The organism is Oribacterium sp. oral taxon 102 (genome assembly GCF_013394775.1).
Taxonomy (GTDB): Bacteria; Bacillota; Clostridia; order Lachnospirales; family Lachnospiraceae; genus Oribacterium.
Map to the genome: position 1 here is coordinate 25,936 of NZ_JABXYT010000002.1, position 11,925 is coordinate 37,860.

At 49.1% G+C, this 11,925-nt stretch carries 13 protein-coding genes and 2 pseudogenes; all 15 read right to left on the minus strand.

Annotation, left to right across the window (positions count from 1 at the left end):
• Positions 1–79 precede the first annotated feature (79 nt).
• Positions 80–1,327, minus strand: coding sequence for a site-specific DNA-methyltransferase (locus HW273_RS11320; protein ID WP_179012338.1), 1,248 nt, complete (start codon positions 1,325–1,327; stop codon positions 80–82).
• Positions 1,321–1,476, minus strand: coding sequence for a hypothetical protein (locus HW273_RS11325; protein WP_179012337.1), 156 nt, complete (start codon positions 1,474–1,476; stop codon positions 1,321–1,323). Before HW273_RS11325 ends, HW273_RS11320 begins: the two co-directional genes overlap by 7 nt.
• Before the next feature lies 1 nt (position 1,477).
• Positions 1,478–2,032 (minus strand): P27 family phage terminase small subunit, encoded by a 555-nt coding sequence (locus HW273_RS11330; protein WP_179012571.1) that lies wholly within the window; start codon positions 2,030–2,032, stop codon positions 1,478–1,480.
• Between the two features lie 145 nt (positions 2,033–2,177).
• Positions 2,178–2,537 carry an HNH endonuclease gene (locus HW273_RS11335; RefSeq protein ID WP_179012335.1) on the minus strand — a complete coding sequence of 120 codons (360 nt, stop codon included), beginning with the start codon at positions 2,535–2,537 and terminating at the stop codon, positions 2,178–2,180.
• Between the two features lie 112 nt (positions 2,538–2,649).
• Complete coding sequence (locus HW273_RS11340; protein WP_179012333.1) at positions 2,650–3,084, minus strand: hypothetical protein; 435 nt, start codon at positions 3,082–3,084, stop codon at positions 2,650–2,652.
• A 55-nt stretch (positions 3,085–3,139) separates the two neighbouring features.
• Positions 3,140–4,483, minus strand: coding sequence for a DEAD/DEAH box helicase (locus HW273_RS11345; protein ID WP_179012331.1), 1,344 nt, complete (start codon positions 4,481–4,483; stop codon positions 3,140–3,142).
• Positions 4,464–4,745: a VRR-NUC domain-containing protein gene (locus HW273_RS11350; protein WP_179012329.1), complete on the minus strand. Its 282-nt coding sequence runs from the start codon at positions 4,743–4,745 to the stop codon at positions 4,464–4,466. The genes HW273_RS11345 and HW273_RS11350 overlap by 20 nt, the downstream gene beginning before the upstream one ends.
• Before the next feature lie 140 nt (positions 4,746–4,885).
• Positions 4,886–7,159 (minus strand): phage/plasmid primase, P4 family, encoded by a 2,274-nt coding sequence (locus tag HW273_RS11355; RefSeq protein WP_179012327.1) that lies wholly within the window; start codon positions 7,157–7,159, stop codon positions 4,886–4,888.
• The gene (locus HW273_RS11360) at positions 7,159–7,491 is read right to left on the minus strand and encodes a hypothetical protein (RefSeq protein WP_179012325.1); all 333 of its coding nucleotides are present in this window, start codon (positions 7,489–7,491) and stop codon (positions 7,159–7,161) included. Before HW273_RS11360 ends, HW273_RS11355 begins: the two co-directional genes overlap by 1 nt.
• A gap of 102 nt (positions 7,492–7,593) precedes the next feature.
• Entirely contained in the window at positions 7,594–9,534 is a 1,941-nt protein-coding gene (locus tag HW273_RS11365; RefSeq protein ID WP_179012323.1) for a DNA polymerase, read from the minus strand.
• A gap of 54 nt (positions 9,535–9,588) precedes the next feature.
• Positions 9,589–9,774 (minus strand): hypothetical protein, encoded by a 186-nt coding sequence (locus HW273_RS11370; protein ID WP_179012321.1) that lies wholly within the window; start codon positions 9,772–9,774, stop codon positions 9,589–9,591.
• A 66-nt stretch (positions 9,775–9,840) separates the two neighbouring features.
• On the minus strand, positions 9,841–10,014 hold the full coding sequence (locus HW273_RS11375; RefSeq protein ID WP_179012319.1) for a hypothetical protein: 174 nt from the start codon (positions 10,012–10,014) through the stop codon (positions 9,841–9,843).
• A gap of 14 nt (positions 10,015–10,028) precedes the next feature.
• On the minus strand, positions 10,029–10,601 hold the full coding sequence (locus HW273_RS11380) for a DUF2815 family protein (protein WP_179012318.1): 573 nt from the start codon (positions 10,599–10,601) through the stop codon (positions 10,029–10,031).
• Positions 10,602–11,731 (minus strand): annotated as a pseudogene (locus HW273_RS11385) (DUF2800 domain-containing protein).
• Positions 11,721–11,925: pseudogene (locus HW273_RS11390) on the minus strand (DNA ligase); the annotation flags it as partial. The pseudogenes HW273_RS11390 and HW273_RS11385, both read right to left, overlap by 11 nt.

The window sequence follows — 11,925 nt, forward strand, 5'->3', positions numbered from 1 at the left end:
GAAGACACATATTATCAAGCGATTCAGAGCGAATATATGTACCAAAGATCCGCCGGAAAATAGCAGTAAATCGTGTGTATTATGCCTGCATGGATTCTTCGGAGATAGCGACTTCATCGTATTGGTAAGTCAGACCATCACGGATAACAGAAACGCCATCGGAAGTACCTACCTGCTCGATGTAGCGCTTCACGATGACGTCTGCATATTTCTCATCTAATTCAATTGTGTGGCAGATGCGGCCGGTCTGTTCGCAGGCGATCAGCGTGCTGCCGGAGCCTCCGAAGGGATCAAGCACGATGCAGTTTGTAAGACTTGAATTCATGATCGGGTAGGCAATCAATGCTACCGGCTTCATGGTTGGGTGATCAGCATTTTTCTTAGGCTTTTCAAATTCCCAGATCGTGGTTTCCCTGCGACCGGAGTACCATTGATGCTTGCCATTTTTCTTCCAGCCAAAGAGGCAAGGCTCATGCTGCCATTGATATGGTGAACGGCCCAGCACCAGGGAGGGCTTTTTCCAGATGCAACAGCCGGAAAGATAGAAGCCTGCATCAGAGAACGCTTTTCTAAAATTCAGGCCTTCTGTATCTGCATGGAACACATAGATGGATGCGTCATCGGCCATGACTGCTTCCATATTAGTGAAGGCGTCCAGCAAGAACTGATAGAAGGAGTCATTATCCATGTTGTCATTCTGGATCTTACCAGCGGAGCCTTCATAGTTCACATTGTAAGGAGGATCCGTGACCACCAGGTTTGCTTTCTTGCCAGCCATCAAGAGCTCATAGCTTTCAGGCTTTGTGCTGTCGCCACAGAGAAGTCTGTGCGGACCAAGGCACCAGAGGTCACCGGACTTAGTTATGGTAGGTTTTGCAAGCTCGGCATCGACATCAAAATCATCTTCCTTGATGCCATCCTTCACATCCTCTTTAAAAAGGTCGTCCAGCTCGGCGGGCTCAAAACCAGTGAGAGAGACGTCGAAGTCAGCACCTTGCAGGTCTGCGATTAACAGTGCCAATTTGTCGTTGTCCCATTCGCCGCTGATTTTATTGAGCGCAACATTCAGTGCCTTTTCGTGTTCCTCATCAAGCTCTACAACGACGCAGTCAACTTCCGTCATGCCCATGTCCTGGAGAACCTTTAAGCGCTGATGCCCGCCAACCACGCGACCAGTAGTGGCATTCCAGATGACGGGTTCCACATATCCGAACTGCTCGATCGAGCGTTTCAGCTTTTCATATTCCGGATCGCCGGGCCTTAAATCCTTACGGAGATTGTAATCTGCAGGAAGTAGCTCAGCGACATTTTTCTTTTCAATTAGCATGGTGCATTCCTCCTGAGTAATTTCTGTAGGCCCTTGTAGGCGGCATCAATATCACCGGCCTTAGCTTGACCACGAAGTGTGCTGAACTGCTGAAAGCTCAGCTGCTGGCGATAGCTTTTCAGTAGATTCATAAATTCACGATAGTCCATATCAGTTTCCTTTCCTTGCACGGAGCAGGCGTTCCATCGCATCATCCATAGGCGTTTCACCTTTGTACTCCGTCGCACAATTTTCTTTTACGATTTGATAGATTTCCATCCAGAGCCGATTTGTCTGGCTCATAAAATTCTGGCTCATGGCTACGTAGGGAGATTGCATGGCGTTTCCCGTTGTAGGGTGCTTGGCGAGGAACCCGTAATCTGTGATTGCTTCCTCACACTGAATCCACCTGGCAACACTCATGGAATAACGTTCCAGAAGCTGGGGAGAAACAAGCGATGCACACCTGCGCTCTGCCAGCCATTCCCAGGTTGCCTTATATACTTCTTCAGCCACAAGTGGTTTACCGTCTTTCTGTGTGGCGGATAAGAGCTTGGATGGCTTGGGCATCTGCTGACCTTCTAAATCTGCAGCTTGATCTTCAAACTCGATGACAGTCAGCTTTCGCTTGCCCGGATTACCCTCAGTGATTTTGTCAGCTAAGGGCTTTTTCTTGGCTCCGGCACCGATACGAGCGCCGCCACGGTTGGTTCCGTCCTTAGCCAAAATGCTTCACCTCCTTGTTCGGGACCTATTACCCCGTTTGAAAACGCATTTTTGTGCGTGAGACCCCACGCCCGTTCCACGGCAGCTGCGCCGTAGAGATTCAGACCGCCCCTGGGGGCTGATGCACAAAGAAAATGCATCAGCTTTATGTGTTGTGCCAGCGGTCACCGCGTTTTGCATGAATGCGTGCATGGCAGGCCTTGCACAGGGCTTTCAGGTTCTCACGGTCATGGGTTCCGCCCTGAGATAGCGGAAGCATGTGATGAATCTCCTCGGTTGGTGTATAAACACCCTTCGCAAGGCACTCTTCACAAAGCGGATGAGCAGCGGCATAGCTGTCACGGATTCGCTTCCAGGCACGACCGTAGCGACGCTTGGTGGCAGGATCTCTATCATAATGTTCGTAGCGCCTGGCTTCCTCCTTGGCGTGCTCCTCACAGAAGCGACCGTCCGTGAGATTAGGACAGCCTGGATAAGAACAGGGACGCTTCGGCTTTCTCGGCATCAGTTTCACCTCCTTGCGGCATAAGAAAAGCCCTGCAGGAAGTAGATCCTACAAGGCTTCTGTGATTTTCTTTTTTGCTAGTCTAATACTATCAGAAGTTGATAGTGTCATTCTATGTCATTTCGTGCCCATCTTCAGTTGGCTCAGGAATTTTTACTTCCTGCAGAGCCCGGCTGTGGAGCTTGTGGATGTAGCGAAGCTCGTAGTTCATATCCACGGCGATCTTTTCCCAGGATTCACAGCAGATGTAGCGCTTCGCCAGAAGATCCTGATATTCCGGATTGGAAACAGACTGAATCACATGGGTGATCTCTTTCTTCAAATTCACTAGCTTTTCCATATCTTCTGTAATCTGTTCCTCCAGGTCGATGATCTTCATGACACATTCCTCCAGACGAGAGTTACCACGGTTTGGGCTTTTAGGCATATCCGAATAAGTAGCGGTGCAGCGGGTAGCCAGATCGTTTAAGGAGTCAATCATCTGGGTTTTTGTGATAATGCGCTGATCCAGGTTACGGGCCTGGGATAAATATTCTTTTACATTCATAGCGTACCTCCGAATAATGAAATTTCCCCGGATTGACCTATGTTGTCGTAGATTGTCATAGATTTGCTTTTACCGCATCAATTAATGCGTTTTGTGTAACCTCCTTCAGGGACAGCGCCTTTAAGATACGTTCATCAATGGTGCCCTTGGTAATGATGTGCTCAATGACGACAGTGCCGGAGGTCTGGCCTTGCCGCCAGAGACGAGCGTTGGTCTGCTGATATAACTCCAAAGACCAGGTCAGCCCGAACCAGATAAGTGTTGATCCACCAGCCTGAAGATTCAGTCCGTGACCTGCAGAGGCAGGATGGATGGCAGCAACAGGAATATCGCCATTGTTCCAATCAGTGATATCCTTGCTGGATTTTATCTCCCGGATGTCAAAGCGCTTCTTGATTCGCTGTAGGTCGTGCTTGAACCAGTAAGCTACCAGGAGTGGTTTGCCATTGGCGGCTTCGATAAGATCCTCTAAGGCATCCAGTTTCCGATCATGGAACTCGATGATATTGCCGTCATCATCATAAATGGCACCGTTGGCCAGCTGGGAGAGTTTACCGGTAAGAGAAGCCGCATTAGCAGTCGTGATTTCTCCTTCCGGGAGCTCCAATATAAAGTCTGCCTTCAGATCCTCGTAGCGTTTTTCTTCCTCCTCGGATAGTTGCACTTCGTATTGTGATGTAATCAGCTCCGGCATCTGCAGGTGATCAGTGGATTTCATGGAAATCGTGATATCCGATATTCTCCGGTAGATGGCATCCTCCGTATAAGCCATGGGCTTGTAAGAGTAGATGATCTCGCCGTTTCGCTTGTCCGGGATAAAGTAGTTGTTGCGGTAGTGGGTGATGAAGCGTCCTAAACGTTCTCCAAAATCCAGAAGCTTGAATTCGGCCCACAGATCCATAAGACCATTGGAAGAAGGTGTACCGGTAAGACCGATGATTCGTTTAACTTTAGGTCTGACCTTCATCAGAGATTGAAATCGCTTCGACTTGTGATTCTTGAAGGAGGAAAGCTCATCAATGACGACCATATCGTAATCAAAATCAAAGCCACTGGAATCTATCAGCCAGCCAAGGTTCTCACGGTTAATGATGGTGATGTCGGATCCGGTCAAAAGTGCAGCGCATCGTTCCTTCGGTGTCCCCACGCAGACAGCGTAGGTCAGATGCTGCAGGTGCTCCCATTTTGCAATTTCCGCAGGCCAGGTATCACGGGCCACCCTTAAAGGTGCGACCACTAGGATGCGGTGTGCCTCGAAGCTGTCAAACAGCAGGTCTGCGATGGCAGTCAGGGAAATGACCGTCTTGCCAAGACCCATATCGAGGAGAACTGCAGCGATAGGATGTGTTTCGATATAGTTGATGGCATAGGCCTGATAATTATGGGGTGAGAAGTTCATGAAGCATCCCTCCAATCTGTTCCACGCCATCAATCACATAGACCTGAAAGCCAAGTGAACATAGCAGCTTGTGCCTTGCTATTTGAAGCGGGCGAGGCTTTTTGCCAGGAGCCTTCAGCTCTACGAAGGCGATGATCCCATCAGGTAATAAGACGAGGCGATCGGGCATTCCTGCAAAGCTCGGAGACACGAATTTTACAGCGATGCCGCCATGCTGCTTTACCATCCGGGTTAACTTGTTTTCTATCTGTTTTTCTAACATTGTCATTCTCCAATCAGTGGTTATTTTTCTGATGTGCAAGGTGTATCAATGGTATTTACATAACTTTTCTATATATGATTTTTTATAGCCTATAGAAAAGTTTATATAGAGACATTGATACACCTTGTCATTCGGTTCGATCAGTCTAAAAATTCCTCATCAAAATCGTCCTCAGTACGCAGGCGAAGTCCTTTAAAATAGCGCTTTCGGCTCAAGGTGACACGCTCGTATCCGGCATTTTCCATAGCAAAGTAGAAGTCCGCTGTGGAGCGTACATACTCATTGCAATCGATGCAGTGATTGCGGTAGGCCTGATATAGGCTAGAGGAGTTTTCTTTATACTCATCACCTATGATGCACTTATCCTCTAAGAAATGTCCGAACCAGTCATTCTGGCTACGGTAATTATCGATGGCATTCTGCACGCAGGTCGGAACTGGGATGCGGTAGTCAGCATCGATAACTTTTTTGCTACCTTCGATGATCCAGGAGAGGATCGCACCGCCAGCATTGTCATAGAGATACTCACTGTAATTCTTGATGTCGCTGCTACCGGTGATCTTGGCATTAAAAGGAATAACGATCAGTCGCCTCCAGATACCATCATCGGATGCACTGACGCGAGGCAGGTGGTTGGTATACAGCACCAGCGTGTGGCAGGGCTTGAAGGAAAATGGATCCTTATATTTCTTCTCTGCAAAGACATCATCGGTAGAGCAGAGCTGCTTGACGGTAGAGTCATTAAGCCTTGCACCTTCCTGCATCTCTGCAGCAATGAGAAGTCGCTTACCCTTGACCTCGGCCATTTCCGGTTTGATGTTTCTGCGGCAACCTACGGTCAGGGTATCCGCAGAAATGTTCCCGGAGTAAAGGCCCAGCACACGAGAGATGGCATTCCAGAAGGTGGACTTACCATTGCGGCCATCACCATAAGCGATGATCAGAGCTTCTACATAAACCTTACCAATTGCAGCAAGGCCGCAGATCATCTGGACGTAATCGATGAGCTCCTGATTGTGCTGGAAGATGAGATTCAAGCTGTCCAGCCAAATCTGCATACCTTTCTGGTTTGGTGAAACGCTGGTAATCTTGGTGATAAAGTCCTCCGGCGAATGCTCCCTGGCTCCGGCCATACCCTGACGAAGATCAAAGGTTGCCTCCGGGGTACAGAGCGCAAAGCAGTCTGCGTCCAGGTCACGAGGTGAAATCTCCAGCATCGGATGGGATTCCTTCAAAGTAGAAGTCACATTCTTAGAATCACGGCGCTTAATGGCAAATGCCTGATAAGCCTTGGCTGCTAAGAGCTCGCGATAGACCTCCAGCTGCCGATCGTTCATAAGCTGTTCTGCTTTTGACTTTGATGTGCTGTCGAGGATGTTCTGTGCACCGCAATTCTTCATCTTATCCAGTGCTTCCATGAGATCTCGGTTTGCTTCCTTTAGCTGTCTGCGGGTAAGCTCATGAGCCACGGCCTGAGCACCCGGCTCTGATTCCTGCCAGTAGTGGTCGGAGTAGCGGATGAAGTGGGTGGCGGGAGAATAGCGAAGCTCGTTTGAAAAGTACTTTGCTAATACCTCGGCCTGCCCTACATCGGAGTAATCCTCCGGTTTGTAACAGGAAGGATCGTTGTAGAGCTCCGGTGCAACATAGCCCTCCTGCTGCTGGACACGAGCGTAAAAGCGCTGGGCACTGTGCCAGATGGTAGCAAGCTCAGCAGCATCCAGAGGCGGATCACATTTATCTGCTTCTTCCAGAAATGCCTGATAGGCCGTGTCACCGTCGCCATATTTCTTGATGACCTTTCCGGCAAAACGAGACATGGTTGCATTACGGCTACCTTCGGGAATCGTTGCGCCATCATATTGACCTTCCGGCATATCCTCATCGAAAATATCCTCATTGAGATATTCCGTCAGATTCATGCGTCCTGGATATAAAGCAACATCTGCAGCAGTAGTGCCAAAGAAGAAGCGGGCAGCATCCAGGGCCTTCGTATCGAAATAGGGAAAGATGGAATTGACCAGCTTTTTCATGTTGCTGTAAAAGTCGGCGTCTGTCACATAATCAATCGGAAAGAGAACGTGAAACTTGGACCTTGCGGGCTTGCCGTTTTTTACTCTGTTATTGAAGCGGCTGTAATGGACTGCGAAGGTCACACCTGGAAAGGCCTGCAAGACATCTTCTGGAGTGATCCAGTCTTCCGGATTCTCGGAATGATCATTATCACAGTCAACTGGAAGACAGTCACTGCCGATGAAGTTGTCGCCATTACGATAGCTGTTCTTATATTCAGCGCACACGTAATCATGACAAACAGCCGCCTTCAAGCTATCTTCATCTAGGATGATGTGTTTATGAGGGTAGGAGCAGTTACCGGGATTGCCGGTAACGTCCGCGCTGTAAATGGTAAACATCAGTCGTACACCTCCTGAGCTTCTTCCTCCAGAACCTTTGTGATGAATTTGAGCGCACGGATCATGGTTTCAAGCTCACAATCACCACCCAGCATGACCTCGAAGCCTTCTGCATCACCAAAGCGATCTCGCATAACATGGATATCCATATCGGTGCAGGCCGCATCCTTGATGCGAAAATAGGTACGTCCGCCGTGCCCAGTGTCGCCACCTCTATAGCCTGTGGTACCAGCTTCCACTTCGAGAATGTTGCAACTCACAACATCACGGGTGTAGGTAGAGATTTCTGTGCCATCCTTCAATCTGCGTCTGTTTTCTTTGATTTCATACATAGCTTTAAGCCTCCTGATATTCTTCTGTATTCAGGCAGATGCTAAGAAAGCGTCCACCTCTAGTTTCCACTGGAGATGAACGCCTGAGTTGAGCGGATCTTTTTAATCTTTTTTGTAAAAAGGGGTAGCATAGCCATCTGCACGAAGGAGAAGTCCCTTCGCCCAGGGAGGTGTGCGGCCCATCTGTTCACAGACAGCATCCAAGGACATACGGGGATCCGCTTCGATGACTACTTCATCATGGATATGCATAACGATGGAGCGGTTGCGGAGGGTTCTCATGGCATAGAGAAGAATATCACGGGAAGTGGCCTGTACAATATTCTCCACAAACTTTGGTCCGTAGGAATCAAGACGTTCCCATTTCTTGGTTGGGCCGATGCCTTCATAGGTGATGCAGGTGCCGCCGAACTTGTTCGTACCGAGCTTCGGCTTCACATAGGCCAGGTTTCTGCCGGAAGGTAGTGTGATAAAAAGCATGCCGCTTCGGCAGGAGAAGGTAAGACCGTATTCGGTAGTCGTGTGCTTATATTTTACGGCTTCTGTGACAGCATGATCTACATCCCACCAGAATTGCACGATGTGCGGATTTGACTGACGCCAGGCATTTACAAGGGTGGGAAGCTCATCCTCAGTTAGCCCCATATCGATAGCACCCATCGCCTTCAGTGCACCGACGGAGCCGCCATAGCCAAGCGCCAGCTCTGCGATTTTACCCTTTTGACGCAAATGTCCATTGATGCCGTGTTTCTCCACAGGGACCTTGAACATCTGGCTGGCAGAAGCACAGTAGATATCCCCACCCTTAGCAAATACCTTCTGTCGCCATTCTTCTCCGGCAAACCAGGCGATGACGCGGGCTTCGATGGCGGAAAAGTCTGCAACCAGAAACTGTGTACCCTCACGTGGAATGAATGCAGTTCGGATCAGTTGCGATAGGGTATCCGGCACATCTTCATACAAAAGAGAGACTGCATCAAAGTCTCCGGAGCGTACCAATGCACGAGCATCAGCAAGGTCTGGTAGATGATTCTGAGGGAGATTTTGTAATTGAATGTTCCGACCGGAGAAGCGGCCGGTACGATTGGCTCCATAAAACTGAAACATGCCACGGGCTCGGCCATCAGCACAAACCGTCTTTTCCATTGCCTGATATTTACGTACTGAGGATTTGGCAAGCTGCTGTCTTAAGTTGAGAACCTGTGAGAGCTTTGGAGGAGCAGACTTTAGGAGCTCTGCCACAGCTTTCTTGCCAAGGGTATCTGTTTCCAAACCATTGTCAGAAAGCCAAGCCTTCATCTGCTGGACGGAGTTAGGATTGTCAAGTTCTGTGATTTTCTTCATGGTTTTGGTCAGCTCCGTTCTGGAGCGAGTATCCATTTCGATGGCAGCAGCAACAAGCTCCATGTCCAAACGTACACCACGGTCGTTGATTTCTTGGTCCATGTGGTATTCCTCCCAGACCTGAGCTGGCACCGGGAACTTTGCAAGTCTCTGCTGGATTCCCATTTCGGTCTCTACATCACGGGTATTATATTTTTTGAACATGGCCCATTTGTCCGGAGCATGGAAGGGACGATTTCTTGTACGCTGTCCATTGGTTTTTGTGGGAGCACAAGGCTGGCAGAAGTATTTGATGAGGTCTTTTCCTTCTGTGAGCTTTTGCTTTTCAAGTCCAAGAACCGCTCCTACTCCTTCCAAGGAGAGTGGGAGCCCCATCGTGGCGGCCCATACCATGGAGCAGCGCCAGCTTACCGGCTCCAGATATTCTCCGGTCGGATAGCCTAAGAAGCGAGAGAGGCAGATACGTTCAAAGGTAGCGTTGAAGGCCCACTTGATGACAGTTTCATCCTCCAAGGCAAGAAGGACCTCTTTCGGAATCTGTTCTCCGCAGGCGAGGTCGATAACCTGAACAGGCTGGCTGTCTATACTGTAGGCAAAGAGTAAGATTTCAAAATTGGGAGACTCTACATAACGATAGACTCCGGTCTTCTGAAGAGGCTCATCGCTGTAGGTCTCAATATCAATACTGAGTGTTTTCATGAGATTGTCCTTTCTACAAAACAGGCAGCAGAGAAATCCCTGCCGCCTGCCGTGTTACTGTTTATCTTTATTGGATTTGTACTTCTTGATATCACGACGGATGTAGTACAGCGCATAGCGAATAAGATAGAGAATGATTTTCCCTACGTTATAAATGATGAAGCCATATACCGCTACAAAAAAGGTGTATGCGATGACGTTAGCAATAAATAGATTTAAGATTTCTGCAAATTCATTCATAGATGGTCTCCTTTTGTCGAAAAATGTCGATGGCGGCAGTGGGGCCACCGCCATCGGATTGATAGATTATTCCTGTTCCTTGGATGCTTCCTTCTGAAGCTCTGCTTCACGCTTCTTCTGGACACGCTTTTCCTTGTGATCCTTGATGAAGAAGGCAATGTTGCAACCCCAGATTCCAATCAGGAATCCGACGGTGCAGCCGAAGCATACCTGAAGCATAAAGTTCTGATACTCAGTCATACTCGGCACCTCCATTAGTCAAGGAAATCGTCATCTTCATCAGATGCGAAATCAGACTCAGCGTTTGCCTTACCACCAAGAGGCTCACCGTCACGAATCTTCTGCAGATTGTTAAGTCCACAGGCGATACCCTTGTTACCGGAGCTGTTGAAGGCATAGAAGCTGATGCTGGCGCGACCATACACACCGGAGTAAACCTCGGAGCGAGTAAGAATCGGATTGCGATCTGCATCCACGATGCCAGGAGCAGAGGTTGCATTGGCATTTACGAAATAAGCATTGGCGTAGGCCGGATCGTCCGAACGCTCCATGTCGCCATCACGAAGCGGAGTCTTGATGACAGAGAGGGCAGGTACAGACTTGCCATTGCCTTTGAGCTTGGCCTCGCCCTCCTTGTAAGCGGCCTCGATGGCAGCTTCAATCTTGGCGATGGTCTTGGTATCAGACTTCGGAATAATCAGAGATACGCTGTACTTCGGTGTACCGCCATTGATGGATTTCGGCTCCCAGACGTTGGCATAAGACCAACGAGTGTCAGGACCAGTGATTACCTTCATAGGATTGTTGATTTTTACATTCTTGTTCATTTAATTTTCCTCCATAAAATCAGTTTTTGCATTGTTCATTGCCGGACGTTTATCGCTCTCCGGTACGAGCGTCGGTTTACCTTGCGGCTTTTCAATATAGGCTGTAAGCAGCTCATCGAATCTGGATTTGCCAAGACGCTTCTGCATGGCAGTGATACCAAGGAGCTTCTTTTCATATGGATCAAACCCGGCATCTGTAACTGCCTGGATGACTGCCTCCTCATTGGAATACTTGCGGTTGGATCTACCTTCGACCAGCTTCCAGCCAGCCCATTCCTTACCGCTGATGGCCTGCTGCAGAGCATATTCCTTGATATCGGATGCCCAGGCAACCAGCTCATCTGCGCGGGAGAGGATGTATTCAATCTCCGAATCCTCTAAAAGAGGTGGAAGCTTGAAATCGTACTGAGCCAGCGTAAGATTGGCTTCCGCTCTGGCACGGCATTCGTGCTTGGCCTTACAGAAACCACACCATTCGCCACAGAGGAAGTTTCCATCTCCTGCAAAGGCAAGATCTGCGGTCGGCTTCAACACTTCATCCGCCCACCTGTACAGCTCATCCTTGGAAATTTCAAAGGTGGAAATATTCTGACGCCTTGGCTGGTAGATGGTCATGCTGACATTATCAATGTCGTAGATGTCATCAAAGAGCTCCAGGGCTCCAAGCGCGTAGCATTTCATTTGCGGATTATCGGTCGCATCTACGAGGACTCCAAGACCGTGCTTGTAATCGCATATTCTCAAGGTGCCATCTGCAATGATGATGCAGTCAGCGGTTCCGAAGCCCTGCTCCACCCAGCGAGAGAAATCTACACGCTGTTCAATCAGAACCTTCGGATCAGCGCAGCTTTCCTTGGCGGCCTCTACCATTTCAAGGATGTAGGCGGCATAGCCATTGGCACAGTCCTCCATTTCCTCGTGTACCAGGTGAGATTCTCCGTCGGATCACTGGCATCCATCCCCAGGGCCCTCTTTAGCTTGTACTCACAAAGCTCGTGAGCATCAGTGCCTTCCGCAGCATAATCGCTGCCTTTATCCTCGTATGTCTCGCAGAGCCTTGCGGAAGGCGGGCAGTGGAGCCAGCGGTCTGAAGAGGAAGCAGATAAGATAGCATGTCCTTTAGGTGGCATCGTCAAGTACCTCCGCATCCTTTAACAAGGCTTCATAGTGCTTCGGATCAACAGCAGATAGCTTGGAAGCACCATATTTCTGAAGTAATGTACGGATAGCAGCGGTATGCCCGGCACGGGACTTTTCTGCTAAGACAGCTCGTACATTCTCAAGCTTCAAATCCGGTTTCTGTTCTTCCTTGGCAGCAGGCTCT

Excerpts from the sequence above, each read along its gene's own strand:
- HW273_RS11320 (WP_179012338.1), bottom strand. The coding sequence starts at position 1,327 with ATGCTAATTGAAAAGAAAAATGTCGCTGAGCTACTTCCTGCAGATTAC.
- HW273_RS11325 (WP_179012337.1), bottom strand. The coding sequence starts at position 1,476 with ATGGACTATCGTGAATTTATGAATCTACTGAAAAGCTATCGCCAGCAG.
- HW273_RS11335 (WP_179012335.1), bottom strand. The coding sequence starts at position 2,537 with ATGCCGAGAAAGCCGAAGCGTCCCTGTTCTTATCCAGGCTGTCCTAAT.
- HW273_RS11340 (WP_179012333.1), bottom strand. The coding sequence starts at position 3,084 with ATGAATGTAAAAGAATATTTATCCCAGGCCCGTAACCTGGATCAGCGC.
- HW273_RS11345 (WP_179012331.1), bottom strand. The coding sequence starts at position 4,483 with ATGAACTTCTCACCCCATAATTATCAGGCCTATGCCATCAACTATATC.
- HW273_RS11350 (WP_179012329.1), bottom strand. The coding sequence starts at position 4,745 with ATGTTAGAAAAACAGATAGAAAACAAGTTAACCCGGATGGTAAAGCAG.
- HW273_RS11355 (WP_179012327.1), bottom strand. The coding sequence starts at position 7,159 with ATGTTTACCATTTACAGCGCGGACGTTACCGGCAATCCCGGTAACTGC.
- HW273_RS11360 (WP_179012325.1), bottom strand. The coding sequence starts at position 7,491 with ATGTATGAAATCAAAGAAAACAGACGCAGATTGAAGGATGGCACAGAA.
- HW273_RS11365 (WP_179012323.1), bottom strand. The coding sequence starts at position 9,534 with ATGAAAACACTCAGTATTGATATTGAGACCTACAGCGATGAGCCTCTT.
- HW273_RS11370 (WP_179012321.1), bottom strand. The coding sequence starts at position 9,774 with ATGAATGAATTTGCAGAAATCTTAAATCTATTTATTGCTAACGTCATC.
- HW273_RS11375 (WP_179012319.1), bottom strand. The coding sequence starts at position 10,014 with ATGACTGAGTATCAGAACTTTATGCTTCAGGTATGCTTCGGCTGCACC.
- HW273_RS11380 (WP_179012318.1), bottom strand. The coding sequence starts at position 10,601 with ATGAACAAGAATGTAAAAATCAACAATCCTATGAAGGTAATCACTGGT.